The sequence below is a fragment of the Streptomyces sp. NPDC004284 genome (genome assembly GCF_042874035.1).
Taxonomy (GTDB): domain Bacteria; phylum Actinomycetota; class Actinomycetes; order Streptomycetales; family Streptomycetaceae; genus Streptomyces.
This window is the reverse complement of record NZ_JBIAMJ010000017.1, coordinates 62,638-88,761: the sequence shown is the minus strand read 5'-3', so window position 1 is coordinate 88,761 and position 26,124 is coordinate 62,638. Positions and strand designations below refer to the sequence as shown.

The following is a 26,124-nucleotide window of genomic DNA, read 5'->3' as shown; positions in this document are numbered from 1 at the left end:
GGCGTTCGGCGGTGCGGAGGGCTACGCGAAGACGACCGTGCGGCGGCCGTTCAGGAGGATGCGGCGTTCCGCGTGCCACTTGACGGCGCGGGCGAGCGCCTGGCACTCGACGTCCCGGCCGATCGCCACCAGCTGGTCCGGCGTCACCTCGTGCCCCACCCGCTCGACCTCCTGCTCGATGATCGGGCCCTCGTCGAGGTCCGCGGTCACGTAGTGCGCGGTCGCGCCGATGAGCTTCACACCGCGCGCGTGCGCCTGGTGGTAGGGCTTGGCGCCCTTGAAGCTCGGGAGGAAGGAGTGGTGGATGTTGATGATCCGGCCCGACAGCTGCTTGCAGAGGTCGTCCGACAGGACCTGCATGTAGCGGGCGAGGACGACCAGCTCGACGTCCTGTTCCCGGACCAGCTCCAGGAGCTCCGCCTCGGCGGCGGCCTTCGTGTCCTTCGTGACCGGAATGTGCCGGAACGGAATCCCGTACGAGCCCACGAGCTCCTGGAAGTCCGTGTGATTGGAGACCACCGCGACGATCTCCACCGGCAGCGCCCCGATCCGCGACCGGAACAGCAGGTCGTTCAGGCAGTGGCCGAACCTGGAGACCATGAGGACGACCCTCATCGACTGGTCGGCCCCGTTGATCTGCCAGTCCATGCCGAAGGAGTCACCCACGGCGGCGAAGCTCGCCCGGAGCTTGTCCACCGTCACCGGGGCCTCGGCCGAGAAGTGGACCCGCATGAAGAAGAGACCCGTGTCGCGGTCCCCGAACTGCTGACTGTCCTCGATGTTGCACCCGGTGATGAAGAGATAGCTCGACACGGCGTGCACGATGCCCTGCTTGTCCGGGCACGAGAGGGTGAGGACGTACTGGTCGGTCATCCCGTCAGCCTGCCACAAACGCCCCGCCGGGCGGTCCGCCGTCCGTCAGGCGGACCGGCTCAGGACCGCGTCATGATCCGGAGCACGTCGAGGGAGCGCGGGGGCGTGTCGGGGTCCTCGCCGTCGGCCTGGGACAGTCGTACGTGCGCCTCGCGGGCGGCGCGTACGGCCTCGGGCCAGCCCGGGTGGGCCAGGTAGGCGGAGACGGGGGCGTCCGGGCCGACCTGGTGCATGATGCGCAGCACACGGAGGACGGCGACGTCGACGAGGGCGGCCTCGGCGGTGTCCCGGAAGATCGAGCCGACGTACTTCTCGGCGGACCAGTTGTCGAGCCAGGTGTCCTCGACGAGGCGGTAGACGGCGTCGGTGACGTCGCCGTACCCCTCCTGGCCGGTCAGCCAGGTGGTCTCGTGGAATCCGGGGTCGGAGAGCATGTGCAGCGCCGAGCGCACGTTGCTGCGCCAGCGCCACCACGGCATGTCGTTGAGCGGCATGCCGCCCATGGTGGAGGAGCGACGGCCGCGACGGGAAGAGTTCACCGAACCGGGGGCGGGACTGGGGGCTGGACTGGACACGTTTCGATCGTACGTTCCTTGTCCGGTAAGCGGACCCACCCCCTCCCCATCCGGTCACCGGCCCCCGTAATTCACCTTCACGTCACCCTTCGTTGAACCTCGCTCACTCCCGCGTTACCCGGGGGCCGGAAATGTACATGCCCATGACCGGTAGGCGACTGACCCCACTCCTCGCGTACATGACCACCGCGGCAGCCGGAGCGTCGCTGCTCACCGGCTGTGGCGTGCTCCCTGGGGCCACGGGGGGCTCCAGGGAGCCCGTCACGGTGATGACCTGGGCTCCCGACCAGACCCGGGCGACCAACATGCCCGGAATGCCCGCCATGGCGCAGACGTACGCCCGATGGGTGAACGCGCAGGGCGGCATCGACGGGCACGAGCTGCGCGTCCTCACCTGCAACGAACAGAACACCAGCGCCGGCGCCGCCGCCTGCGCCCGCCGGGCGGTGCGCGAGAACGCGGTGGCCGTCGTCGGCTCGTACAGCCAGAACGGCCGCGCCTTCATGGCCCCGCTGGAAGCCGCGGGCATCCCGTACATCGGCGGCTACGGCATCGCGGAGGACGAGTTCACCAGCCCGATCTCCTACCCCGTCAACGGCGGGGTGGCCTCGCTCGTCGCCGGGCACGGCATGCAGCTGGCCGACTCCTGCGAGCGCGTCTCCCTCGTCCGCCCCGACACCACCGCCGGGGACAAGCTCCCCGAGCTCCTCAACTCCGGCCTGCGCAGGGCCAGCCACCGCAGCGCCATCGACATCCCGGCCCTGGAGGACGCCGCCGAGTACACCCAGCAGGCCGGCCGGGCCCGCAAGCGGGCCGGCGGCGGAAAGGGCTGCGTGGCCGCCGTCCTCGGCGAGCGCACCCAGACCTTCTTCGACTCCTTCCGCCGCCTCCCGGAGCAGCAGGAGCAGAAGCACGACAAGGACGCCGTCCGGATCTCCTCGGTCCTCGGCAGCGTCGACCAGCCCGTCATCGACCGCACCGGCGGCCCCCACAGCCCCTTCGAGGGCGCGTACGTCACCGGCTGGTACCCGGAGGCGACCGACAAGAGCTGGGCGCCGATGCGCAAGGTGATCCAGGATTACGCGTTCGCCGACAACCGGGTCGACCCGGCCGACACCGGCGTCCAGACCACCTGGATCGCGTACACGGTCCTCAAGGAGGTCGTCGAGGGACTCCACCGGGACGACATCACCGCCGACCAGATCAGCCACGCCCTCGACCAGGGCGAGCGGATCGACACCGGCGGCCTCACCCCCACCCTGCGCTGGAAGTACGACGACCTGCTCGGCGCCCACGGCTTCACCCGGATCGTCAACCACGAGGTGACGTTCCAGGTGGTCCGCCAGGGACGGCTCGTGGCGCAGAAGCCCGGCTTCGTCGACGTCGGCGAGACCGTCCTCGGCGCCCCGTAGGCCCGCTCAGAGCTGCGTCCAGCTCCGCTTCTCCAGTCCGTACTTCGCGGCGGTCGGGTTCCACAGCCCGGCCGCCGTCTTCTTCGCGGCGGTGGCCTCGCCGCTCTTCTGGTTCGCCGCGGCCTTCTCGCCGGTCGACCGGGCGTGGCCGCCCTTGCAGGCCTTCTTGCCCTTCATCTGGTCGGCCCAGGCCGCGTAGTGGTCGTCGGCGGAGGCCGAGGCCTGCCAGGCCTTGGTGAGGGCCGCCGTCAGCGCCGCGTTGTCCGGGATCTTGTCGACCGACAGCGCCTGGAGCTTGGCGATCAGCCCGCGGCGCTGCTCTGCGGCGCCCCGCAGATCGTTCGCCGCCTGGTCGAGGTTCTTGCAGCGGTCGATGGACGCGACGGAGTCGATCACCGTCTGACGGCTGTCGCTGCTGGTCGCGAGCAGCTTGCTGAGCTCCTGCGCCTGCGGCTCCGCCGGGTCGGCGGGCTTCTCCGAGGGCTGTGCCGAGGCGGACGGCGCGGCGGAGCTCGCCGCGACGTTCTGGCCTCCGGCCTTGGGGTCCTTCTCGTCGTCCCCGCCGCTGAGCAGCGCCCCGGCGCCGAGGCCGACGACCGCGCAGCCCACGACGACGGCGGCGATCAGCGCGACCGGCGACTTGCGGCGCGGCTCGGGCTCGTCCTCGTAGTAGGCGTCCTGGAAGCCGCCGTACTGCTGCTGCGGGGGCTGCGGAGGCTGGTGGTGGTGCTGCTGCTGGTACGGGGCCGGGGCCGGCTGCTGGTAGCCCTGCGGCGCGTGCGGCTGCTGGGGCGCCCGCGGGGCCTCCGTGCGGAAGAGGCTGTCGAACTCGGCGGGCGGCTGCCGCTCACCGGGCGTCTGCGCCGGTACGGGGGCGATGTACTGGGTCGCGTCCGAGGCGCCGGCCGGGGCGGCGGGCCCCTGGTGGGCGAGCGGTCCCGTGCCGAGGAACTGGGTGTCGGAGCCCCCGCCCTGCTGCGGCGGCACCGGGGCCATGTGCTGCGTGGCCTGCATGTCGGCGGCGTCGGGGCCCGGGTAGCCGTAGCCGGGCTGCGGGGCGGCCGGGGCGCCGGGACCGGGGTAGCCGTACCCCGGCTGCGGGGCGGCCTGCTGAGGCGGCATTCCGGGCTGCGGCGGCATCCCCTGCACCGGCGGCATCCCGCCCGGGACCGGCGGGATGTGCTGGGTCGCCTGCATGTCGGCGGCTCCGGGGCCCGGGTAGCCGTAGCCGGGCTGCGGCGGGGCCTGCTGCGGCGGTATCGGCGGCAGGTACTGGGTGGACTGCATGTCGGCGGCGCCCTGCGGCGCCTCCGGGGGAAGCGGCTGCGCGGGCGGCAGCGGCTGCCCTCCCGGCTGACCGCCTGCGGGGCCCCAGGCGCCGCCCCACGGCTGACCGCCGCCATGCTCCGGACCCTGTCCGTTCTGCGTCACCGGGACTCCCACTGATGGACCAACCTACGGAATCGTCGGCTCACGCTACCGGGTGCGCCCAGGCCTCCGCACACACGTGTGAGACCCATTACACGGTTGACACGGTCGGGCCACGCACGGCTCTGGCTCCGGGCCACGCACAGCTTCAGCTCCAGGCCACGCACGGCTTCGGCCCTAGGCCACGTACAGCTCCATCCGCGCGCCGAACTCCCGCACCACCGCCTCCCTCGCGTACGGCTCCAGGCGCTCCCGCAGATCGTCCAGGTACTCCGCGCCCCGCGACGACCGCAGCGTGCCGAGCAGTTCGAGCGCCCGCGTGCCCGTGCGGCAGGCCTGCTCCACCTCCCGCTGCTGGACCTGCGCCGAGGCGAGCAGCGCGAGGCCGATCGCGCGCCGCCGCGCCCGCGACTCCGGATGGCCGGCGATCGACTCCTCGGCCGCCCGCGCCGCCGCCTCCGCCTGCCCCAGGTCCCGGTGGCAGTGCGCCAGTTCGTCCGCGAGGTAGGCCTCGTCGAAGTGGGCGATCCACGCCGGGTCGTCGCCCGCCTCCGGATCGGCCCGGTCGAGGGCCCGCACGGCGCGGCCCGCCGCCGACTCGAAGGCCGGCACGTCGCCCATCAGCGCGTGCCCGCGCGCCTCCGCCGCCAGGAACATCGCCTCCGCGCGCGGCGGCACCTTCCCGCGCGCCCCCTCCTGCGCCGCCCGCGCCAACTGGGCGATCTCCCGGGGGTTGCCGAGCTGCGCGGCGAGGTGGCTCATCGACGCGGCCAGCACATAGCCGCCGTACCCCCGGTCCCCCGCCGCCTGCGCGAGCCGCAGCGCCTGGATGTAGTACCGCTGCGCGAGCCCCGGTTCGCCGGTGTCCACCGCCATGTACCCGGCGAGCTCGGTCAGTCGGGCGACCGCCGCGAAGAGCTGCCGGCCGATCGCCTCCCGGTACGAGCCGGACAGCATCCCCGACACCACGCTGTTGAGGTAGTGCACGACCACCGGCCGGACGTGGCCGCTGCCGAAGCGCCGGTCGAGGTCGACGAGCGCGGCCGTCATCTCCCGGACGGCCGCCACGTCCGCGACCCCGACGCGGGCCCCCGCCATCCGCGCCACGTGCTGGTCGGGCCCCGTGATCAGCCAGTCCCGGCTGGGCTCGACGAGGGCCGAGGCCGCGACCGTCGAGCCGTTCAGGAAGTCCCGGCGCCCCACGTCGCTGCGCCACAGCTCGCAGACCTGCTCGATCGCCCCGGGCACGGTCGGCGCGAACTGGAGGCCCACCCCGGCGGCGAGGTTCCGGCCGTTGGCCATGCCGACCTCGTCGATCGTGACCGTACGGCCCAGCTTGCGGCCCAGGGCCTCCGCGATGATCCCGGGCGCCCGGCCGCGCGGCTGCTGCCCGCGCAGCCAGCGCGCCACCGACGTCTTGTCGTAGCGCAGGTCGAGGCCGCGCTCCGCGCCGACCATGTTGACCCTGCGGGCGAGACCGGCGTTGGAGCAGCCGGCCTCCTGGATGAGCGCCTGGAGCCGTTCGTTGAGCTGACGCGGAACGAGTGGCCTGGCTGCCATGAGTACCCCCTGAGGCCGTGCGGTGATCACGAGAGAACTGATCAATGCCCGGCAAATATCCGGTCAATGCAGATGTGAACACGCGAAACCGGACACGTCGGCCGCGCGGATGAAGCCCCCCGCCACCGGCGCCCCCACCTCTCCGTACCCACCCCCGCTCCCCGGCCCGCCGCGCGCCCCCGCGAGTGCATCCATGCGCCCCGCGTGCAGGATCGATGCGTCAACACGGCCACCGCCGCGCCCGTAACCCCAGGTGGCGGGGGGAGTTGAGCTCTCCGTGGAAGAGACCATGGGAGTCACGGAAGCCGCACAGATCCCCAAGCAGCGGGGCGAGCAGCTGCTGGACAGCGCCGTGCGGTACGCGGAAGAGCGGCACTGGGACGTGTTTCCCGGGACCTGGCTGGAAGTCGTCGAGGGCAGGGAGCGCTGCTCCTGCGGCGCGGACGCGTGCGCCGTGCCCGGCGCCCACGCGGTCAGGCCCGACTGGTCGACCCAGGCGACCGGCAGCGGCGTCGGGGCGCGCCGGATGTGGTCCAAGACCCCGAAGGCCTCGATCCTGCTGCCGACCGGCCGCACCTTCGACGCGATCGAGGTGCCGGAGACCGCCGGTTTCCTGGCGCTCGCCCGCATGGAGCGCATGGAGCTGACGCTCGGCCCCGTGACCTGCACCCCGGACCGCCGCATGTACTTCTTCGTGCTGCCCGGCGCCGCGACCAAGGTGCCGGACCTCGTCCGCAAGCTCGGCTGGGCCCCGGCCGCCATCGACCTCGTCACGCGCGGCGAGGGCCACTACGTGGCGGCCCCGCCCACCCGGATCGGCGGCTTCGGCGCGGTGCAGTGGGCACGGCGCCCCACCCCGGCGAACCGCTGGCTGCCGGACGCGGAGGAGCTGATCAGCGCCCTCGCGTACGCGTGCGGCCGGGAGGCGGCCGAGGCGCGGAACCGAGCGAACTGACCGGAAGGCCCGGTCGGCCCCGCCCGTAGGGTGGCCCCGTAAGTATGACGGGGACCATCGAAGGGTTGACGGAACATGCCTGACCAGGCATTTGACGGAGCGTTCGACAAGACGGGCGCCGCACCGGGGGACGGTGCGGTGCCCGCCGTGCGCGTCGAGGGGCTGTGGAAGCGCTTCGGGCAGCAGATCGCGGTGAACGGGATCGATCTCGTCCTGCCCGCGGGGAAGTTCATCGGGCTCGTCGGGCCCAACGGCGCCGGCAAGACCACCACGCTCTCCATGATCACCGGCCTGCTCCGGCCCGACCAGGGGCGGATCCTCGTCGCCGGGCACGACGTGTGGGCCGACCCGGAGTCCGTCGCCCAGGTCAAGGCCCGCATCGGCATCCTGCCGGAGGGCCTGCGGCTCTTCGAGCGCCTCTCGGGCCGTGAACTCCTCGCCTACAGCGGCCGGCTGCGCGGTCTGCCCGGCGCCGAGGTCGACAAGCGGGCGGCGCAGCTCCTCGACGTGCTCGACCTGACCGGCTCGCAGAACAAGCTGGTCGTCGACTACTCGACCGGCATGCGGAAGAAGATCGGCCTCGCCGCCGCGCTCCTCCACAACCCCGAGGTCCTCTTCCTCGACGAGCCCTTCGAGGGCGTCGACCCGGTCTCCGCGCAGACCATCCGGGGCGTCCTGGAGCGGTACACCTCCTCCGGCGCGACCGTCGTCTTCTCCAGCCACGTCATGGAGCTCGTCGAGTCGCTCTGCGACTGGGTCGCCGTCATGGCGGCCGGCCGGATCCGCGCACAGGGCCCGCTGGCCGAGGTCCGCGGCTCGGCGTCCTCGCTCCAGGAGGCGTTCCTGGAGCTCGTCGGCGCGAACGGCCGCGCGGCGGCCGGGGACTCGCTGGACTGGCTGGGCGGCGGGGCGGGCGGTACGGGCGCGAGCGGGGCCCAGCGATGAGCGCCGCCACCACCTCCTCCGTACCGTCCCTCACGTCCGTCTTCGTCCGGCTCAAGCTGTCGCTGCTGAAGAACGGGCTGCGGCAGTCCGGCGGGCGGACCGTCGCGTTCATCGTGTCGATCGCCTTCGGCCTGGTCTTCGCCTCCGGCCTCCTGCTGGCCCTCGTCCTCCTGCGGGGCCACACGGACGCCGCCACCGTCGCGGTCCTCCTCACCGGGGCGCTCTCCCTGGCCTGGACGGTCATGCCGCTGTTCATCCCGAGCGGCGACGAGACCCTCGACCCCTCGCGGCTCGTGATGCTGCCGCTCCGGCCCCGGCCGCTGGTCCGGGCGCTGCTCGTGGCCTCCCTCGTGGGCGTCGGCCCCGTCCTCACCTCCGCCCTCGTCGTGGGCGCCGCGCTGGCCGTCGCGCACGGCGCCGCCGGGACCGTCCTCGCCGTCCTCGCCGTCCCGCTCACGGTGGTGACGTGCGTGGCGCTGTCCCGGGCCGTGGCCGCCGCGAACATCCGGCTCCTCACCTCCCGCAAGGGCCGGGACCTGGCCCTGCTGAGCGGTCTGGTCATCGCGATCGGCATGCAGTTCGTGAACTTCGCCGCCCAGCGCCTCGGCCAGGCCGGCGGCCTCGCCTCCCTCGAACCGGCCACGGCCGTCGTCGGCTGGCTGCCGCCGGCCGCCGCGATCGGCGCGGTCGACTCCGCGAGCCGCGGCGACTACGCGGTGGCGGCGGCCCGGCTGCTGCTCACGGCGGCGGCCCTCGCGGCGCTCCTCTACTGGTGGCAGCGGAGCCTGGTGCGGCTGATGGTCGAGCCGGACGGCTCCACGGTCGGCGCGGCCCCGGACGCGGGCACCTCCGACAAGGCCGGCTCGGGGCTGCTCGCCCGGATCCTGCCGGGCGGACGGACCGGTGCCGTCATGGAGCGCGGCCTCCGGTACATCTGGCGCGACCCGAAGACGAAGGCGTCGTGGGTGACCTCGCTCGCCGTCGGCCTGATCGTCCCCCTCTTCAACGCCGTCCAGGGCGGGGGCTCGGTCTACTTCGCGGTCTTCGCCTCCGGCATGCTCGGCATGCTGATGTACAACCAGTTCGGGCAGGACGGCTCGGCGTTCTGGATGGTCGCCCAGACGATCTCGACGCCCGCCGACGCCTACGCCGAACTCCGCTCGCGGACCCTGGCCCTGCTCATGGTCACCCTGCCGTTCACGGTGCTCGTGACGGCCGTGACCGCCGGTGTCCTCGACGCCTGGTCCCAGCTCCCCGAGGCCCTCGGCCTGGCGCTCGGCCTGCTCGGCGCGATGGTCGGCACGGGCGCGGTGACCTCGGCGAACTTCCCGTACTCGATCCCCCAGGACAGCGGCTACAAGAACGTCGCGCCGGGACAGGGCGGCCTGGCCTGGATGTCGATCATGGGCGGCATGCTCACGGCCGGCGTCCTCTGCTCCCCGCTCATCGCCGCGACGGTCTACCTCCACGTCGCGGACCAGCGGTCCCTGCTGTGGCTCCTCCTCCCCGCCGGGGCCCTCTACGGCGCGCTCCTGACCCTCGCGGGCCTCAAGCTGGCGGCCCCGCGCGCGGCCAGGCGCCTCCCGGAGATCCTGGCGGCGGTCAGCAAGGGGTAGGCGCCCCCAGCACGCGCGCGAGGGCGGCCCGGCCGGCCGGACCCCAGCTCGGCTTCCCGCCCGGGAGCCCGCGCTCCCCGGCCCGGCCGATGCCGATGAGCCCGGCCGCCCGGATCAGGGCCCAGCCCCGGGCGCGGCGGACGGTGGGGCCGTCCACGCGCGCGTACGTGCGGAAGAACCGTTCTGCCGCGCCCTCCGGCAGCAGCAGCCACGCCGCCGAGAGGTCCGTCGCCGGGTCGCCCGCGCACACCTCGCCGAAGTCCACCACTCCGGCGAGGGTGCCGTCCGCGACGACGACGTTCGCCGGGTGCAGGTCCCCGTGCAGCCACACCGGCGGGCCCTGCCGGACGGGGGCCGCGAGGGCGTCGTCCCACATCCGCCGTACGGCCACCGGGTCGGCGTGCTCGGCGAGCAGCGGGAACCCCTCCTCGAACCAGTGCGCGAACTCCGCGAGGGGCAGGCCCCGGTCCGGGTTGGCGGGGGCCTCCGCGGGCGCCTCACGGTGGAGCGCCCGCAGGAAGCCCGCCAGGGCGTCGGCCGCGTGCTCGCCGCGCGTGACGGGCGTGGCGTCGCTCGGCTCGCCCCGCACCCAGCGGGCGACCACCCAGGTCCGGGGGAACCGCGCGGACGGCTCCCCGGTGCGTACGGGAACGGGCACGGGCAGCGGCAGCAGCGGCGCCAGGGCGGGCAGCCAGCGGCACTCCTTGCGGAGCAGCTCCGGGGCCCGTTCCGTACGGGGCATCCGTACGGCCAACTCGCCGCCGAGCCGCCACATCTGGTTGTCCCACCCGCCCGGCACCTCCCGGATCGGCAGCTCCGCCAGATCCGGGTGCTGGTCCCGGAGCAGGGCCCGTACGAGGCTCTCGTCGATCTCCATGCCGCCCTCCCCACCCGCCTGCAGCGTACGCGTGGAGGCCGCGACCACCGCGAACCCGCCCCGGAATTCCCTTGCCCGCCGCGACCGGCGCGGCCGATCCTCCCCGCATGGACGTTTCACAGACCCCGCCCCCGCCCGCGCCCGCCCCCGAGGTCCGCATCGAGCTCGACGGCGGGCTGACGCTGCGCGCGTTCGAGGGCGAGGCGGACCTTCCGGAGCTCCTCCGCGTCACCGACGAGTCGGTGGAGCACCTGCGCCCGTGGATGCCGTGGATCGCCGAGCACAGCCGGGAGAGCACCGCCGGCTTCCTGGCCGGCCGGGCGGAGCTGTGGGCGAACGGCGACTCGTACAGCTACGCGATCGTGCTCGACGGGTCCCTCGTCGGCTCCTGCGGGCTGCACCGGAACGACGACACCCCGGACGGCACGCTCGAGATCGGCTACTGGCTCCACCCCTCCGCCACCGGCCGCGGCATCGCGACCCGCGCCGCCCGCGCCCTCGTCGATCAGGCCTTCCGCCTCCCCGGCGTCACGGCCGTCGAAGTCGTCCACGACGTCGCCAACCGCTCCAGCGCCGCCGTCCCCTCCCGCCTCGGCTTCACCGACCACCTCCGCCGCCCCCACGAACCCACCGCCCCGGCGGAGACGGGCGAGGACCAGGTGTGGCGCCTGAGCCGGTGATCACCGGCCCCTAGGATGCGCGGATGCCGCGTCGCGGCGACGACAGAGGGGGCCTTCATGGGGGACACGTTCCAGACGATCGCCGACCTGGAGGCGACGGCCGAGGAGGCCGGGGCGCTCGGGGAGCGGGTGGGGGCCTGGCTGGTCGGGGAGGGGATCGCGGTCCCGGCGGGCGACCTCATGGACGACAAGGCGTGGTACGTGCCGGGGCCGCGCTGGACGCACGTGACGGACGAGCGGCGCCACCTGGGGACGGACGGCCTGGCCGTCGTCACCGGGCGCACGGTGTTCTTCGGCTCTCCGGGCAAGGGCGGTTCACCGATCTGCCCGCACTGCGCGACGGTCGACCCCGACGAACGAGCCGTCTTCTCCACGGCCATGGACACCTGGTGGAGGACGGGCGCCGCCGACGTCCCCTGCCCGGCCTGCCGCCGTACGGTCCCGCTGGCCGCCTGGGAGTGGGAGAACGACTTCTTCGCCTTCGCCTACCTGGGCATCGAGCACTGGAACGGCCCGTTCCTCCGCCCCGGGTTCATCGCCGAGCTGACCGAGGTCCTCGGCGGCCATCGCACCCGCCTGCTGGCGGGCAAGCTCTGACGGGGCCGCTGTCAGGTCAGGTCGGTCACCAGGCGTTCGGCGAGGCGTTTGGACGAGCCGGGGTTCTGGCCGGTGTAGAGGTGGCGGTCGACGACGATGTGGGGCAGGAGGGGGACCAGGCCCTTGGAGTAGTCCGCGCCGTTCTCGCGCAGTCGGTCCTCCAGGAACCAGGGGGCTTTGCGGCCGAAGCTGTTGAGTTTCTCCTCGGTGTTGGACAGCGCGGTGACCTGGTACCCGGCGAAGGGCCAGGAGCCGTCGGGGTTCCGGGCCGCCAGCATCGCGGCCGGGCCGTGGCACAGCAGGGCCAGTGGTCTGCCGGAGGCGAGCCTCCGGGTGAGGAGGGCGCCGGAGGTCTCGTCGTGGGACAGGTCCTCCATCGGGCCGTGCCCGCCGGGGTAGAACACCAGGTCGAAGTCGTCGGGGTCGACCTCGTCCAGGGAGGCCGGGCTGTCCAGTCGGTCCTGGATCGAGGCGAGGTGGTCGGCCACCTCCCGGAGGGTGCCCGGCAGGCCCGCCGTACGGCCCATGCTGATCGCGTCCAGCGTCGGACGCCTTCCGCCCGGGGTCGCGAGGGTGGTCTCCCACCCGGCCGCGGTGAAGGTCCTGTGCGGCACCGCGAGCTCCTCGCCCCAGAACCCGGTGGGGTGCTTCGTGCCGTCCTTCAGCGTCCAGTGGTCGGCCCCCGTCACCACGAACAGGACTCTGGTCATGTCCTCGTCCTTCTCTCGGCCCCTCCTTCGAAGCCTCGCACGGGCGGGCGCCGGTGTCCTGGCGACGGCCGGAGGGCCTCCGCCCGTCGGGGTGGAGGCCCTCCTCGCTCACCGGGTGCTCACCGGATGCTCATGGGGTGCTCGCGGGGTGCTCGCGGGGTCAGAACGCGCCTCGCAGATGGGCCCAGTTGATCTCCCAGCTCTCCGGGAGGCCCGGGTTGAGCGCGCCCGTGCCCTTGCCGCCGTAGAGGACCAGGCAGCCCACGCCGCGGCAGCCCTCGCCGACGTAGGAGCTGGTGGTGGTCGTGGCCAGGTCGTTCTTGCCGTCGGCGTCGAAGTCGCCGACCGCGAGGAAGGAGGCCATGACGTTCCAGCCGCCGGAGCCGATCAGGACGCGCGTGCCGAAGCCGCCGGTGCCGGTGCCCGGGTAGAACCAGAGCTTGCCGGTGGAGGCCTCGCGGGCGATCAGATCGGCCTTGCCGTTGCCGTTCATGTCGCCGGGGGCGACCAGCGCGTTCATCGCGTTCCAGCCGCCCGTGCCGATGAGCCTGCGCGCGCCCAGGGTGCCGGTGGAGGTGCCGGGGTAGGCCCAGAGCTTGCCGGTGGAGGACTCGACGGCGAGCAGGTCGGAGCGGCCGTCGCCGGTCAGGTCGCCGTACGCGGTGAGCTTGTTCATGGCGTTCCAGCCGCCGGAGCCGATGAGCTTGCGGGTGCCGAGGGCTCCCGTGCCGGTGCCCGGGTACAGCCACAGCTTGCCGGTGGACGCCTCGCGGGCGATGACGTCCTCGCGGCCGTCGCCGGTGAAGTCGCCGTGGCGCGTGAGGGCGTTCATGGCGCCCCAGCCGCCGGCGCCGACGAGGCGTCCGGTGTTGTCACCGGGCAGGAACCACAGGCGGCCCGCCTCGTCCCGGACGAGGACGTCCGACTTCCTGTCGGCGTTCAGGTCGCCGAAGCCCGCCGCCTCGGGCGCGGTGGACGCGTTCCACTGCGGGTACGCCTTCCCGTCGCACTCACGCAGGGTCGGGACGAGCTTCACCGAACTGACCGAGTTGCTGCTCGGACCGCCCCACTCGGTGCCCGCCGGGTCGGGCGGCCGGATGCTCGCGCCCGTGGGGTCGCTGTAGTTCGGGTCGTCGTACAGGCAGAGGTACTTGTTCGTGTGGTTGACGACCGAGCGGAACGCGTTGTCCCAGGTCCCGAGCGTCGCCCGGTTCACGTTCGTCTTGTACATGGTGCCGGTGCCGTTGTCGGACTTCCAGGCGCAGAAGTAGCCCGACGGGCAGTCGCTGATCGCGGCCTGCGCCGGCGTCACGCCCGCGCCGAGGAGGCCGAGCGAGGTGAGCCCCAGCGTCGTGGCCACCGTGGCCACACGCCGCAGCATGGAAATGCGCATTGAGTTCCCTCCCACCGGCGCGGAGATGTGCTGCTCGACGCGCCGTGAGAGGGACCGTACCTTGCCGGGTCCCCCGCGTCACCGCGGGGGCCCGGCTCCGCTCGCCGCTGCCCGGCCTCAGGCCGCCAGGGCGCTGTCCACGGTCTCCTTCTCGGGGGAAAGGTCCAGCTGGGACACGGTCGGGGTGGGTCCGGGCGTCGCAGGTCCGGTGGCGTCGTGCCGTCCGTCGTGCTGTCCTTCGCGCTGTCCTTCGCGCTGGCCTTCGCGCCGTCCTTCGCGCTGGCCTTCGCGGCGGGGCCAGAGGAGGAGGGCGCCCGTGGCGCCGGCCCCGGCGAGGACCGCGAGGAGGGACCAGGTGAGGGTGAAGCCGGCCTTCGTGCCGAGCCATCCCGCGAGGGGGTAGGTGATCAGCCAGGCGAGGTGCGACAGCGAGAACTGGGCCGCGAAGACCTCGGGGAGGGCGTCCGGCTCGGCGGATTCGCGCAGGACCTTGCCCGTCGGGGTGACGATCAGCGCCATGCCGATGCCGATCGCGCTCCAGACGATCGCCGTGCCGGTCCATGTGGTGAGGCCGGCCGCGAGGAGCGTCACCGCGGCGATCGTGCCGCCGACGAGGACTCCGCCGCCGGTCACCATGACGGTGCGCGCGGTGAGGCGGCCGAGTACGCGAGGAAGTACGAGGGCGGTCAGGAGCGTTCCGGCGCCGGAGGCGGCGAGCATCCACGCGACGTCCGACTGCGAACCGCCGAGCTCGTCACGGACGTAGTTGACGGTGTTGACGACGACGATCGCTCCCGCCGACGCGACCACGAGGTGGAGCGCCACGAGTCCGCGCAGCCGCGGTGTCCTGACGAACGTCCTGATCCCTGCCGCCGCCTTGTCCCACGCCTTGGTGTGGGCGCTCGGCCGGGCGTCGGGGATGCGCGTCGACAGGATGAGCACGGCCGAGAGGACGAATCCGGCGGCGGTCCCCAGGAACAGCCGGTCGAAGCTCATGAACGCCAGGGCGACCGCTGCCAGCACGGGGCTGAACAGGCTCTCCATGGTGTACGCGACCTGGGAGGCCGACAGGGCGCGCGTGTAGTCGGACTCGTCGGTGACGATGTCGGGGACGACGGCCTGGAACGTCGGCGTGAACGCCGCGGACGAGGCCTGGAGCAGGCCGATCAGTACGTAGACGTGCCAGACCTCGGTGACGAACGGCAGCGCCAGGACCACCACCGCGCGGATCATGTCGAGGGCGACCAGGAAGGCCCTTCTGGGGAGGCGGTCGACGTACGCGGCGGCGAGCGGGGCCATGACCACGTACAGGACCATCTTGATGGTCAGCGCGGTGCCGAGGACCGCGCCGGCACGGGCGCCGGCGAGGCCGTAGGCGAGCAGTCCCAGGGCGACGGTGGTCAGCCCGGTCCCGAACAGGGCGATGACCTGGGCGCTGAACAGGCGGCGGTAGTCCCGGATGGCGAACAGACGCATGGCGTGTCCTTCAGGCGTGCGGGGGTGGGGGGCGCTCCAGGGGGCGAGCGCACTTCGGCCGTGTCACGTGCTGCGGCTCCCGGTCAGTGGTGGCCGTGGTGCGCGTGGGCACCGTGGTGTGCGTGGGCGTCATGGTGGTGCCCGGCCTCGGGGGCGGTCCGGGGCGCGGCCCCGTCGGCGTGCACCGTGAACTCGGCCGTCCGGACGGTGTCCTCGTGCTTGAAGTCCAGGTACAGGCGGTAGGTGCCGGCCGTGGGCGCGGCCGCCGTGAACGTGATCCCGGGCCCCGGCTCGGTGACGCCGTCGCCGGGCTCGCCGTTCGGGTGGACGTGGAGGTAGCCCAGGTCGCCGACCCGGAGCGCGACCAGGTGTCCGTACGCGGCCAGATAGGGCTGCAGGTCGGTGACGGGCCGGCCGTCCCGGCCGACGGTCAGCGTCAGGTCGCTCGCCTCGCCGACCAGGAGTTCCCCGTCGAGGGTCACGGTGTATCCGTCGACGTGCGCGGTCCGGGCGGCCTCGGGCAGCGGCTGCGGCTCGTAGTGCCCGGCGACCGAGGCGTCGACCCCCAGCGTGAGGGTCCCGTCGTGGCCGGCCGGGTGGATGTCCGCGAAGAACCTCCAGTCCCCGGGCTCCAGGTCCAGCCCGACGCTCCAGGTGCCCTTCTCGTCCCTCACCGGGTGGACGTGCTGGAACCGGGCCGTGTCGCGCCGGACGGCGATGAGGTGCAGCTCCTTCTCGTGCTCGGGCACGTACTCGGTGACCGCCTGCCCGTCGGGGCCTATCACCTGGAAGGTGACCGTCTGCGGCCCGCTCGTGAAGAGCGTCGTCCCGAGCGCGAAGGTGTAGCCGTCCTCGGAGACCGACAGCCCGCCGGGCCGGGCACCGCCGTGACCGCCATGACCGCCGTGTGCTCCGTGTGCTCCGTGGCCGGTGTGGGCGCTGTGGTCACCGTGACCGGCGTGACCGGCGTGTGCGCTGTGGCTGGTCGCGTCGTGGCCGAGGTCGTTCGTCATGGTGTGCCTCCACGTGAGCAGTACGCCTTCCGGCGCTCGTTTCCGCGTTCAGAACAGGCAACAGCATACCCCCTGGGGGTATTCCACGCTGCTGGATCTCCGCAGAACTTCGCGCCGGACGAAAGCGGCCGGGACGGACCGTCTCCTCGGTCCGTCCCGGCCGCCTCGGCGTGCCGTCAGGGGGTCAGCACCCCGTTCAGGAAGGGCTCCACGGCCTCGCTCCAGGCCTCCGGGTGGGTGTAGTGGAGGAGGTGGCCCGCGTCGGGGATCTCCGCGTACGCCCCGTGGGGCAGGACCCGGACCATCTCCTGGGCCTCCGCTCGGCCCAGCTCGCCGTCGAGGCCGCGGATCACGAGGGTGGGGCAGCGGACCTGGGCGAGGGAGTCCCAGTGGGCGTCGTGGACCCAGGTCTCGCGGGAGGTCAGCATCTGCTCCGGGTCGAACACCGGGCGCCAGCCGTCGGGACGCTCGGCCATCACCTCGGCGAAGAACGCGCCCCGCGCCGGGTTCGGCGTCTCCACCCAGGGGTCCTCGTCGCCGAACCAGCGGTGGACGGCCTCCAGGGACGGGAAGGGCGCGGGCCAGCCGCGGAACCAGTCCTGCCAGGCGCGCTGCGAGGCCGCGCCCAGGGCCGAGGCCCGCATGTCGCAGATGACGAGGGCGCGGACGAGGTCCGGGCGCTCGGCGGCCAGCTGCCAGGCGGTCAGGGCGCCCATGGAGTGGCCGATGAGGGTCACCGGGCCGAGGCCGAGCTGCTCGACGACGGCGGCGGCGTCCGCCACGTACGCCTCGCGCGTGAAGGGTCCGGCGGCGGGCTTCTCGCTCGCGCCGTGACCGCGCTGGTCGAGGGCGACGATCCGGTGCCCGCCGGTGAGACGGCGGACGGCGGGGGCCCAGTGGCCCGCGTGCCCCATCAGCCCGTGGAGGAGTAACACCCCCGGGGCGGGAGCGGCCGGCGCCGACGAGGGCCGGGCCCGTACGGGGCGGGGGACCAACCCGGTCCCGCCGGGCCCGGCGGCGCGCCCCCAGGCCTCGCGCTCCGGGGCCGCACGACCAGGAGCCTCGTGATCCGAGGCCGTGTGACCAGGGGTCTCGTGACCCGGAGCCGCGTGACCCGGAGCCGTGTGGTCCCAGGCCGCCAGCCGGACGCCGTCGGCCCCGGTGACGTCGAGTCGTCGCGCCATGGATCCGGCACCCCCTCTTTTCCGTCGAACCTCGCCAGACTATCGAACTCGCATTCGAAAATGCGCTCCTGCCACACAACACCCCTCGTTCGAGTGACAGGGCTCAAGGATTGACGCACGCCGCCGAGGGGAGATCTTGAGCGGGAGGCGGACCGCTCGGGGAAAAACGGTCCGAGGGGAATGACCTTGAGAGCTCGGGGCTCCAGGTCAGCACAGGGGAGGACAGGCCCCGGCGCCGGAAGGTGCCGGGGCCCTCTGTCGTCCGCGGCCCGCGACCCTCTGCCGTCCGTAGCCCTCATGGCCCCACCCCCTCCACGCCCGGCTCCCACCAGCGTGGCACGGCGCGGGCGCGGGCGTGGCGATTCCGGCGTAAAACGGGGCGCACGGCAGGTCGTTGGCCCGCCGAGTCCGAGCCGATACGGGTTCGTGACCCCGTACGGCACAACCGACGCCGGCCGGCCACGTGACGGGGGCGCCCCGCCGGTCGCCGAGACGACCGACGGGGCGCCCCCGTCACGTACGAGCGGAGCTCAGCGCTTCGCGACGAACACGTGCGCCGCGACCTCCGCGTCCAGCTCCGCGGCCTCGCCGCCGCTGCCCACCAGGACACCGCCCGGCGACTCCGACACCGACACCACCGAGCCGGGCTGCACGCCCGCCCTCCGCAGCGTGTACATCAGCTGGGCGTCCGTCTGGATCGGCTCGCCGATCCGGCGCACGATCACCGTCTTGCCGCCGTTCGCGTCCAGGTCGGCGAGGGACACCATCGAGTCGTCGAGGAAGGCCTCGGTCTCCGCCTTCTCGCCCAGCTCCTCCAGGCCCGGGATCGGGTTCCCGTACGGCGACTCCGTCGGGTGGCGCAGCAGCTCCAGGACCCGCCGCTCCACGGCCTCGCTCATCACGTGCTCCCAGCGGCAGGCCTCGGCGTGGACCTGCTCCCACTCCAGGCCGATCACGTCGACGAGCAGGCACTCGGCCAGGCGGTGCTTGCGCATCACCCGGGTGGCGAGGCGACGGCCCTCGTCCGTGAGCTCCAGGTGGCGATCACTCGCCACGGCCACCAGACCGTCGCGCTCCATCCGGGCGACCGTCTGGCTCACCGTCGGACCGCTCTGGTCGAGCCGCTCGGCGATCCGGGCACGCATGGGGACCACACCTTCCTCCTCAAGCTCGAGGATGGTGCGGAGATACATCTCCGTTGTGTCGATCAGTCCGGACATACGTGCCCCTCGATGAGTCGTGCGCTGGCCCTGCCCCAATTCTGACGCATCGGACCGACAACCGGACCGCGCCCGGTGAGACCCTATTGACAGAGCAATGGTCCAGACCGCACCGTGATCGGCGACCACGAGGACGAGAAGGAGCCGCCGCGATGGGCGAGAGCAAGCTGGCCGGACAGTTCTTCGACGCCGCGATCGACCTGCTCCAGCAGGTCCGCGACGGGGACGCCACCGAGATCGCCGCCGCGGGCAGGGCCATCGCCGAGGCCGTCGCGAGCGGCAACCGGCTCTTCGCCTTCGGCGCCGGACACTCCTCGCTCGCCGCGCAGGACGTCGTCTACCGGGCCGGCGGCTTCGCCCTGATGAACCTGCTCGCCGTCCCCGGCGTCGTCGGCGTCGACGTCATGCCGGCCACCCTCGGCTCCGCCCTGGAGCGCGTCGACGGCCTCGCCGGAGCGGTCCTCGACTCGTCCCCCGCCAAGGCCGGCGACGTCCTGATCATCATCTCCCTCTCCGGGCGCAACGCCCTGCCCGTCGAGATGGCCATGAACGCCCGCGCGCTCGGCCTCACCGTCATCGGCGTCACCTCGGTGGCGTACGCCACGGAGACGAAGTCACGGCACGTCTCGGGCACGTACCTCAAGGACCACTGCGACATCGTCCTCGACTCGAAGATCGCCATCGGGGACGCCGAGCTCACCCACGAGGGCATCGAGGCCCCCTTCGCCCCCGCCTCCACCGTCGTCACCAGCGCCCTCATGCAGGCCACGATGGCCGCCGCCGCCGAGGAGCTCGTACGCCTCGGCATCGAGCCGCCGCTGCTGCGCTCCGGCAACGTCGACGGCGGGCACGAGTGGAACGGGCGCGTGATGACGGAGTACGGCGACCGGATCTTCTTCCGTCACTAGGGCCCCGGGGCGACCGCGGCGGGAGCGCGCCCCCCGCCGCTCGCGCGCGGACACCGCTCCCGGTGCTCCGGCTCCCTAGGCCGCCGGGTGCGGGGCCCGTCCGTGCCGCGGGCTCCGCCGGCTCGACGCGATCAGGGCGGCGCCGATGAGCTCCAGGAAGTACCCGGCGAAGGGGAGCCACGGGTCACGCGAGGCGACGTCGACCGGGAGGGTGAAGTAGGTGACCACCGAGGTGAGAAGGCCCAGGCCCAGCAGCGCGAGGCCGGCGCCGTAGACCCGGGGCTGCCGGACGCTCCGGCGCGCCGGAGCCATCACCCATCCCCTACGGAACGCGACCGCGCCCATCGCGATCGCCGCCATGCCGAAAGGCACGGTCGCTCCCATGAACCAAGCCATCATGACGGCCCCCCACATCTCCTGAACGTGGGCTCATCGTCGTCCCGCCGCACCGGTTCCGGCCATGCCGGAACCCGGCAGTCTCGGCCCCCTCTTCGTTGCCCGTCAGGCGCGGTCCGCCCGTCAGGCGCGGTCCGCCCGTCAGGCACGGTCCGCCCGTCAGGCGCGGTCCAGGACCTGCGTCACCCGCGTGAAGCCGTCCGCGCCGTGCCCCCGGTCCACCGCCCGGCGCGCCAGCGCCTCCGCCGCGCGCATCACGCTCGCGTCGATGCCGTGCGCCTCGGCGGCGTGCACGACGTGGGTCATCGTCGACACGGCCGAGGTGAGCGGATTGCCCTCGCCCGAGTACGAGCCGCCGTCCACGTCCTCGGCCCACTCGCGGAACAGCGGCGGCAGGATCGCCCCGATGCCCTGGGCGAACGGCGCGAGCTCCCGCGCCGGGATCCCCTCCGCGCGGGCCACCGCGAGGGCGTGCACGTACCCCGTCATCGACGTCCAGAAGAGGTCGAGCAGCGCGATGTCGTACGCGGCGGCCCTGCCGATGTCCTCGCCGAGGTGCGTGTGGGAGCCGCCGAGGGCGTCGAGCACCGCCCGGTGCCCGGCGTACAGCGCCTCCGGGCCGCTGTGCAGGAACACCCCGGCGGGCGTCCCGATCGTCGGCGTCGGCGTCATGATCGCGCCGTCCAGGTAGCCGACGCCGTGCTCCGCCGCCCAGCGGCCGGTGTCCCGGGCCCGCTCCGGGACGTCGGCGCTCAGGTTCACCACGGTCCGGCCCTTGAGCGCCTCCGTGACGGCCGGCTGCCGCAGGACGGAGTCCGTGGCGTCGTAGTCGACCAGGCAGATCACCGTGAGCGCGCTCGCCGCGACCGCCTCCTCGGCACGCGCGGCCAGGACCGCGCCCCGCGCGGCGAGGTCGCCCTCCCGTCCCGGGGTGCGGTTCCACACGGTGGTCCGCACCCCGGCGTCCAGGAAGGCGCCGGCCAGGGCGCGCCCCATCGGGCCGAGCCCGAGAACGGTGACGGCGATCTGGTCGTCGGAAGAAGACGACGTGGAAGAAGACATGCCTGAACTCCCTTGCACATGAACGAGATGGCGAGATGGCGAGATGGCGGGATGAAGCCCGAAGAAGGAGAGGGACGCGCATGACACGCCTCCGGGCCCAGGACACGAACGTCTGCGGCGTGACGGCCGCGATCGCCGTCATCGACGGCAAGTGGAAGACGTCGCTGCTGTGGCTGCTGGAATCCGGCCCGTACCGGCCCGGTGAACTGCGCCGCAGGCTCCCCGAGATCAGCGAGAAGGTGCTGACGCAGGCGCTGCGGGAGATGGAGACGGACGGCCTCGTCCACCGCGAGGTGCACGACGTGATGCCGCCGAAGACCGTCTACTCCCTGACGGAGTTCGGGCGCGAACTCTCCGAACTCCTCGGCCCGTTGTCGGACTGGGGCCACCGCCGTCTGGACCGGCTGAAAGAGGCGCGGGCCGCCTCCTGAGACCCTCGGCTTCCCCTCTCCGTCCGGGCCGCGACCAGGTTCTCCCGGGGCCGGGAGGGCGGACAAGCACCCACAAAAAAGTGGGTGTACGGAGGGACTAGGGGGTACCGGCGTCGGCGAGGTCCAGGGCGGCGGCCACCCGGGACGCCACGGCCTCCGCGTACACGACGTCCTCGCGCTCGAAGGGTTTGCGGCAGGCGGCGCGCAGGAACGTCAGGACGCCGAGGGTCCGGCCCCGGGAGCGCAGGACCACGCACAGGGCGTGGGCCGCGTCCCCCGGCCACTGATGGGCCTCCGCCCACACCTCGGCGGTCCGGCCGGCGCTCGCCCGGACCGTGCCGATCCGGTCCCAGGCCTGGAGGGCCGGGTGGCGCGGCCCGTACCGCAGCGGGATGCCGCCGCCCACGACGGGCGAGGACGGGCCGGGGACGGCACCCGCCGGGGTGGCCAGGGTCCGCGTGAGGCGCCGCTCCCCCGCCGGGCGGTCCACCAGGGCGTGGTCGGCGAACCCGGCCAGGGCGAAGTCGAGCAGGACCGTCGCGGCCTCCGTCGGGTCCTCGCACTCCGCGACCGCCGCGCCCGCCCGGTGCAGCTGGCTCCACCGGAACCGCATCCGGTCCGCCTCGCGCGCCGCGAGCCGCTCCTCCGTGACGTCCTGGAACAGCCAGGCCACGCCCAGCGGCACCGGCTCCTCCGCCATCGGCGACGACAGCCGCAGGAAGCCGCTGTTCCAGCACCGGCGGCGCTCCCCCGAGGCCGTCCGCAGCGTCACCCACACCTCGGCGGGCGAAGCCGGCGTGCCCTCCGCGAGGACGTGCTGGAGGGCGGCCTCCAGCTCCTCCGCCCCCTGCACGACGACATCGCCGAGGGGCCGCCCGAGCAGGGCCGTACGTCCCGCCCCGAAGGCGCGGCCCGCGTGGGCGTTGATCACGGCGGGGCGCAGATCCGCGTCGACGAGCACGACACCCCATGACGCGTCCTCGAACAGCGCCTCGCTCAGGGCGACCGACCGCTCCAGATCGAGCTGCACGTGCACCTCGCTGAACGCGCAGTACACCCCGGCCGGACCGCCGTCCGCCCCCCTCACCCCGGCGGCCTGGCTCCGCACCAGAACCCGCCCGCCGTCCTTCCGCAGCAGCACGAACTCGTGGACCTGCCGTCCGGGCCCCCTCATGGCCCCCATCAGCCGCCCGAGCGTCTCCTCCGCGTCCGCGCTCCGCGCCGCCCACCCCTCGAACCCCCGCCGCCCCACGGCCTCACCCGCGGACCAGCCGAGAATCCGCTCGGCCTCCCGGTTCCAGTGCGTGACCGTCCCCTCGGCGTCGAACGCGCACAGCGCCGCGTCCATGCCGTCGAGCAACGCGGCCAGCAGATCGGCTCCCGGGACGGCCACGTCATCGCTCGTGGCCCCCGTGAATGCACTCATCCAGGCACCCCCCATACTGCGCCCATTCAACTGGAACGTGACGTGGAGCACATCCCCGTTCCGCGATTTGAATAAATGGGTTGAGGCGCGCGCGAGGTCTTCCTAGGGTGTGAGTACACGCGAAAGGAGGTGATCCGAAAAAATGGTTTCTTTTCGGACTCGTGAGGTGACTGCGGGCTAAGGCCTGCCAGTCGCACTCTGTGCACCTCGGCAGGCCTTCTGCCGAACACCAACGCAGTCACCCGACCCGTGAGTCGCCGGCAGTCCGGCCGGCAGGCATCCGTCCGAACCTAGGCGGACGGCGCCAAGACTCACGGGTCGCCTGCGTTCCCGCTCCCGTCAGGGCGCCAGCCGCTCCACCCGCCACGTGCCGTCGGGCTCGTGGACGTAGCGGAGGCGGTCGTGGAGGCGGTTTTCGTGGCCTTGCCAGAATTCGACCGTTTCGGGGATGACGCGGATGCCGCCCCAGGACGGGGGGACGGGGACCTGTTCGTGGTCCGGGTAGCGGGCGGCCAGTTCGTCGTAGCGGGCCAGGAGGTCGGCTCGGGAGTCGATGACCTGGGACTGGGGGCTGGCCCAGGCGCCGAGCTGGGAGCCGTGGGGGCGGGTGCGGAAGTAGGCGACCGTCTCGTCGCGGCCGACGCGGACGGCGCGGCCGGTGACGATGACCTGGCGGGCCAGGGGGTGCCAGGGGAAGAGGAGCGAGGCGTGGGGGTTGGCCGCGAGTTCCTCGCCCTTGCGGGAGGCGTAGTTGGTGAAGAAGACGAAGCCGGCCTCGTCGTAGTGCTTCAGGAGCACCGTGCGGGAGGAGGGGCGGCCTTCCGGGGTCGCGGTCGAGACGATCATCGCGTTCGGCTCGTGGATCGCCGGGTTCGCGGCGGTCTCCTTGAACCAGCGGGCGAACTGGCCGATCGGTTCGGGCGCGAGGTCGGCCGCGGACAGCTCCAGGGTGCGGTACTGCTCGCGCATGTCTGCGGGATCCAGGGCGTCGGTCACAGGGCCATCCTGCCGCAGCGCCCCAGTGTGCCCGGCACCGCGGGGCGGTAATCCTCTCTCGCCGGATCGGCGCAGTGTGCCGGATGTCACCTTTCCCCGCATCATCGGAACCGTACAGACTCGTCCCCTGGATGGCTGTTGATTCCCACCACTGATCAACACGTTTGATCGATCATCGATAGAGGAGCTGCCTGATGTCCGACTTCGTACCCGGGCTCGAGGGAGTCGTCGCGTTCGAGACGGAGATCGCCGAACCCGACAAGGAGGGCGGCGCCCTCCGCTACCGCGGGGTCGACATCGAGGACCTCGTCGGCCACGTCTCCTTCGGGAACGTCTGGGGCCTGCTCGTCGACGGTGCCTTCAACCCCGGTCTGCCGGCCGCCGAGCCCTTCCCCATCCCCGTGCACTCCGGCGACATCCGCGTCGACGTGCAGTCCGCGCTCGCGATGCTCGCGCCCGTGTGGGGCCTCAAGCCGCTCCTCGACATCTCCGCCGAGCAGGCCCGCGACGACCTCGCCCGCGCCGCCGTCATGGCCCTCTCGTACGTGGCGCAGTCCGCGCGCGGCCAGGGCCTCCCGATGGTCCCGCAGAGCGAGATCGACAAGGCCGAGTCGGTCGTCGAGCGCTTCATGGTCCGCTGGCGCGGCGAGCCCGACCCGAAGCACGTCAAGGCCGTCGACGCCTACTGGACCTCCGCCGCCGAGCACGGCATGAACGCGTCCACGTTCACCGCGCGTGTCATCGCGTCGACGGGCGCGGACGTCGCCGCTTCGCTCTCCGGGGCCGTCGGCGCCATGTCCGGGCCGCTGCACGGCGGCGCGCCCTCCCGCGTCCTCGGCATGATCGAGGAGATCGAGCGGACCGGCGACGCCACCGCGTACGTGAAGCAGGCCCTCGACAAGGGCGAGCGCCTCATGGGCTTCGGCCACCGCGTCTACCGCGCCGAGGACCCCCGCGCGCGCGTGCTGCGCCGTACGGCCAAGGAGCTCGCGGCCCCGCGCTTCGAGGTCGCCGAGGCCCTGGAGAAGGCCGCCCTGGAGGAGCTGCACAACCGCCGCCCCGACCGGGTCCTCGCGACGAACGTCGAGTTCTGGGCGGCGATCGTGCTGGACTTCGCCGAGGTCCCGGCGCACATGTTCACGTCGATGTTCACGTGCGCGCGTACGGCCGGCTGGTCCGCGCACATCCTGGAGCAGAAGCGCACCGGGCGCCTCGTCCGTCCGTCCGCGCGGTACGTGGGCCCCGGCCAGCGGGACCCGCGCGAGATCGAGGGGTACGCGGACATCGCCGGCCGGTGATCCCCGCTCCTGAGGCCCGGCGGATCCGCACAGTCCCGCCGGGCCTCGCCGTCTCCTAGACCAGCTGCTCCTGCGGGTGCAGCAGCAGGTCCGCGTGGTGGCGGGCCGTCGTCAGGGGGTGGGCCCGGAGCTTGCCCTTGAGTTCGTTGCGGCCGTACTCGGCGAACAGCGGGTTCGCCGGGTCGGTCGTGACGCCGGGGGCCCGGTCCGCGTACGGGAACTCCAGCGGGGAGATCCGGGCGTCGAGGCGCGGGTTGTAGAAGAACGGCACGGAGAATCGTTCCGTCGCCCCGGGCGGCGAGACCACGCGGTGGTTCGTCGCGACCAGGTAGCCGTTGGTGGCGACCTCCAGGAGCTCGCCCAGGTTGACGACGAAGGCGCCCGGCAGCGGCGGCACGTCGTGGAAGTTCCCGTCCTCGCGCTGCACCTGGAGCCCGCCGACCTGGTCCTGGAGCAGCAGGGTGAGGAAGCCGTAGTCCTTGTGCGCGCCGACGCCCTGGTCGTCGCCCTCGCCGCTGCTGCCCGGGTAGCGCACCAGCTTGAGGTGCGGGTGGGCGCGCGGGCCGAAGATGTCGTCGTAGAAGTCCGCGGGCGCGCCGATGGAGGCGAGCAGCTCGTGGAGGAGCCGCTCGGCGACGCCGCTGAGGCGGTCGATCCAGTGCAGGGCGGCCGTGCGGAGCTCGGGGAGGGCGGCGGGCCACTGGTTGGGGCCTTCGAGCCACCAGTACGGGGCCTCCCAGGGGCCGGGGTCGCGGGCGGGGCGCTCGGCGCCGATGTCGAGCTGGTCGCGCCAGTCGCGGGCGCCGGCGGTGCGCTCGTCGCCGATGCGCGTGTAGCCGCGGAAGTGCGGCGAGTTGATGTTGTCGAGGGCGAGCCGGTCGGCCTCGGGCAGGGCGAAGAAGGCGTGCATGGCCGAGGTCAGGGCCCGGGTCTCGGCCTCGGTGATGCCGTGCCCGATGAGCTGGAAGAAGCCCACGTCGTGGGCGGCCGAGTGGAGCTGCGCGTGGAGCAGCCTGCGGGCCTGGTGGTCCCGGTCCGCTGCCGAGAGGTCGACGATGGGGAGCTGCGAGGGGTACGAGCTGTGCGTCATGTG

25 protein-coding genes are annotated in these 26,124 nt (G+C 73.1%); 9 read left to right on the top strand and 16 right to left on the bottom strand.

The window, feature by feature from the left end; genetic code table 11:
* Positions 1–21 precede the first annotated feature (21 nt).
* Positions 22–873 carry a formyltetrahydrofolate deformylase gene (purU, locus tag ACFYUS_RS31965; RefSeq protein WP_388859983.1) on the bottom strand — a complete coding sequence of 284 codons (852 nt, stop codon included), beginning with the start codon at positions 871–873 and terminating at the stop codon, positions 22–24.
* 59 nt (positions 874–932) lie between these two features.
* Positions 933–1,376 carry a hypothetical protein gene (locus tag ACFYUS_RS31960; protein WP_388860269.1) on the bottom strand — a complete coding sequence of 148 codons (444 nt, stop codon included), beginning with the start codon at positions 1,374–1,376 and terminating at the stop codon, positions 933–935.
* Positions 1,377–1,579: 203 nt separating this feature from the next.
* Here ACFYUS_RS31960 and ACFYUS_RS31955 point away from each other — a divergent pair, with 203 nt between their 5' ends.
* The gene (locus tag ACFYUS_RS31955) at positions 1,580–2,860 is read left to right on the top strand and encodes an ABC transporter substrate-binding protein (protein ID WP_388859980.1); all 1,281 of its coding nucleotides are present in this window, start codon (positions 1,580–1,582) and stop codon (positions 2,858–2,860) included.
* 6 nt (positions 2,861–2,866) lie between these two features.
* Here ACFYUS_RS31955 and ACFYUS_RS31950 read toward each other — a convergent pair whose 3' ends face one another.
* Both ACFYUS_RS31950 and ACFYUS_RS31945 read right to left on the bottom strand, forming a co-directional pair.
* The gene (locus ACFYUS_RS31950; RefSeq protein ID WP_388859977.1) at positions 2,867–4,291 is read right to left on the bottom strand and encodes a hypothetical protein; all 1,425 of its coding nucleotides are present in this window, start codon (positions 4,289–4,291) and stop codon (positions 2,867–2,869) included.
* Between the two features lie 174 nt (positions 4,292–4,465).
* Positions 4,466–5,848 (bottom strand): transcriptional regulator, encoded by a 1,383-nt coding sequence (locus ACFYUS_RS31945; protein WP_388859974.1) that lies wholly within the window; start codon positions 5,846–5,848, stop codon positions 4,466–4,468.
* A 289-nt stretch (positions 5,849–6,137) separates the two neighbouring features.
* On the opposite strand from ACFYUS_RS31945, the gene ACFYUS_RS31940 reads away from it, so the two are divergent.
* From ACFYUS_RS31940 to ACFYUS_RS31930, 3 genes are all read left to right on the top strand, one after another.
* Positions 6,138–6,803, top strand: a complete 666-nt coding sequence (locus ACFYUS_RS31940; RefSeq protein ID WP_388859971.1) for a bifunctional DNA primase/polymerase — start codon at positions 6,138–6,140, stop codon at positions 6,801–6,803.
* Positions 6,804–6,878: 75 nt separating this feature from the next.
* Positions 6,879–7,748 (top strand): ABC transporter ATP-binding protein, encoded by an 870-nt coding sequence (locus tag ACFYUS_RS31935; protein WP_388859968.1) that lies wholly within the window; start codon positions 6,879–6,881, stop codon positions 7,746–7,748.
* Positions 7,745–9,364 (top strand): transporter, encoded by a 1,620-nt coding sequence (locus ACFYUS_RS31930; RefSeq protein ID WP_388859965.1) that lies wholly within the window; start codon positions 7,745–7,747, stop codon positions 9,362–9,364. Before ACFYUS_RS31935 ends, ACFYUS_RS31930 begins: the two co-directional genes overlap by 4 nt.
* Here the strand turns inward: ACFYUS_RS31930 and ACFYUS_RS31925 are convergent.
* Positions 9,351–10,241: an aminoglycoside phosphotransferase family protein gene (locus ACFYUS_RS31925; RefSeq protein ID WP_388859962.1), complete on the bottom strand. Its 891-nt coding sequence runs from the start codon at positions 10,239–10,241 to the stop codon at positions 9,351–9,353. The two genes, ACFYUS_RS31930 and ACFYUS_RS31925, sit on opposite strands and share 14 nt — an antisense overlap.
* A gap of 107 nt (positions 10,242–10,348) precedes the next feature.
* Between ACFYUS_RS31925 and ACFYUS_RS31920 the strand changes: the two genes are divergently transcribed.
* Positions 10,349–10,921: a GNAT family N-acetyltransferase gene (locus ACFYUS_RS31920; RefSeq protein WP_388859959.1), complete on the top strand. Its 573-nt coding sequence runs from the start codon at positions 10,349–10,351 to the stop codon at positions 10,919–10,921.
* Positions 10,922–10,978: 57 nt separating this feature from the next.
* Positions 10,979–11,518, top strand: coding sequence for a hypothetical protein (locus ACFYUS_RS31915; RefSeq protein WP_388859956.1), 540 nt, complete (start codon positions 10,979–10,981; stop codon positions 11,516–11,518).
* An 11-nt stretch (positions 11,519–11,529) separates the two neighbouring features.
* On the opposite strand, the gene ACFYUS_RS31910 is transcribed toward ACFYUS_RS31915, so the two are convergent.
* From ACFYUS_RS31910 to ACFYUS_RS31885, 6 genes are all read right to left on the bottom strand, one after another.
* Entirely contained in the window at positions 11,530–12,228 is a 699-nt protein-coding gene (locus tag ACFYUS_RS31910; protein ID WP_388859953.1) for a type 1 glutamine amidotransferase domain-containing protein, read from the bottom strand.
* Between the two features lie 160 nt (positions 12,229–12,388).
* Complete coding sequence (locus ACFYUS_RS31905) at positions 12,389–13,621, bottom strand: FG-GAP-like repeat-containing protein (RefSeq protein ID WP_388859950.1); 1,233 nt, start codon at positions 13,619–13,621, stop codon at positions 12,389–12,391.
* A gap of 117 nt (positions 13,622–13,738) precedes the next feature.
* The gene (locus ACFYUS_RS31900) at positions 13,739–15,097 is read right to left on the bottom strand and encodes an MFS transporter (RefSeq protein WP_388859947.1); all 1,359 of its coding nucleotides are present in this window, start codon (positions 15,095–15,097) and stop codon (positions 13,739–13,741) included.
* Positions 15,098–15,180: 83 nt separating this feature from the next.
* Entirely contained in the window at positions 15,181–16,110 is a 930-nt protein-coding gene (locus ACFYUS_RS31895; protein ID WP_388859944.1) for a hypothetical protein, read from the bottom strand.
* A gap of 176 nt (positions 16,111–16,286) precedes the next feature.
* Positions 16,287–17,294 carry an alpha/beta fold hydrolase gene (locus ACFYUS_RS31890; protein ID WP_388859940.1) on the bottom strand — a complete coding sequence of 336 codons (1,008 nt, stop codon included), beginning with the start codon at positions 17,292–17,294 and terminating at the stop codon, positions 16,287–16,289.
* 530 nt (positions 17,295–17,824) lie between these two features.
* Positions 17,825–18,514: a metal-dependent transcriptional regulator gene (locus ACFYUS_RS31885; RefSeq protein ID WP_388859937.1), complete on the bottom strand. Its 690-nt coding sequence runs from the start codon at positions 18,512–18,514 to the stop codon at positions 17,825–17,827.
* Between the two features lie 152 nt (positions 18,515–18,666).
* On the opposite strand from ACFYUS_RS31885, the gene ACFYUS_RS31880 reads away from it, so the two are divergent.
* Positions 18,667–19,422, top strand: coding sequence for an SIS domain-containing protein (locus ACFYUS_RS31880; protein WP_388859934.1), 756 nt, complete (start codon positions 18,667–18,669; stop codon positions 19,420–19,422).
* A gap of 75 nt (positions 19,423–19,497) precedes the next feature.
* On the opposite strand, the gene ACFYUS_RS31875 is transcribed toward ACFYUS_RS31880, so the two are convergent.
* Positions 19,498–19,806: a hypothetical protein gene (locus ACFYUS_RS31875; protein ID WP_388859931.1), complete on the bottom strand. Its 309-nt coding sequence runs from the start codon at positions 19,804–19,806 to the stop codon at positions 19,498–19,500.
* 171 nt (positions 19,807–19,977) lie between these two features.
* Complete coding sequence (locus ACFYUS_RS31870; RefSeq protein ID WP_388859928.1) at positions 19,978–20,880, bottom strand: NAD(P)-dependent oxidoreductase; 903 nt, start codon at positions 20,878–20,880, stop codon at positions 19,978–19,980.
* A gap of 80 nt (positions 20,881–20,960) precedes the next feature.
* Between ACFYUS_RS31870 and ACFYUS_RS31865 the strand changes: the two genes are divergently transcribed.
* Positions 20,961–21,311 carry a winged helix-turn-helix transcriptional regulator gene (locus ACFYUS_RS31865; protein ID WP_388859925.1) on the top strand — a complete coding sequence of 117 codons (351 nt, stop codon included), beginning with the start codon at positions 20,961–20,963 and terminating at the stop codon, positions 21,309–21,311.
* Between the two features lie 97 nt (positions 21,312–21,408).
* Here the strand turns inward: ACFYUS_RS31865 and ACFYUS_RS31860 are convergent, their stop codons facing one another.
* Together ACFYUS_RS31860 and pdxH are read right to left on the bottom strand one after the other, a co-directional pair.
* Positions 21,409–22,737, bottom strand: a complete 1,329-nt coding sequence (locus ACFYUS_RS31860; protein WP_388859922.1) for a PAS domain-containing protein — start codon at positions 22,735–22,737, stop codon at positions 21,409–21,411.
* Positions 22,738–23,076: 339 nt separating this feature from the next.
* The gene (gene pdxH / locus ACFYUS_RS31855) at positions 23,077–23,706 is read right to left on the bottom strand and encodes a pyridoxamine 5'-phosphate oxidase (protein WP_388860267.1); all 630 of its coding nucleotides are present in this window, start codon (positions 23,704–23,706) and stop codon (positions 23,077–23,079) included.
* A gap of 221 nt (positions 23,707–23,927) precedes the next feature.
* On the opposite strand from pdxH, the gene ACFYUS_RS31850 reads away from it, so the two are divergent.
* Complete coding sequence (locus tag ACFYUS_RS31850; RefSeq protein ID WP_388859919.1) at positions 23,928–25,031, top strand: citrate synthase 2; 1,104 nt, start codon at positions 23,928–23,930, stop codon at positions 25,029–25,031.
* 55 nt (positions 25,032–25,086) lie between these two features.
* Here the strand turns inward: ACFYUS_RS31850 and ACFYUS_RS31845 are convergent, their stop codons facing one another.
* Positions 25,087–26,121 carry an isopenicillin N synthase family dioxygenase gene (locus tag ACFYUS_RS31845; RefSeq protein ID WP_388859916.1) on the bottom strand — a complete coding sequence of 345 codons (1,035 nt, stop codon included), beginning with the start codon at positions 26,119–26,121 and terminating at the stop codon, positions 25,087–25,089.
* Between the last annotated feature and the right edge of the window lie 3 nt (positions 26,122–26,124).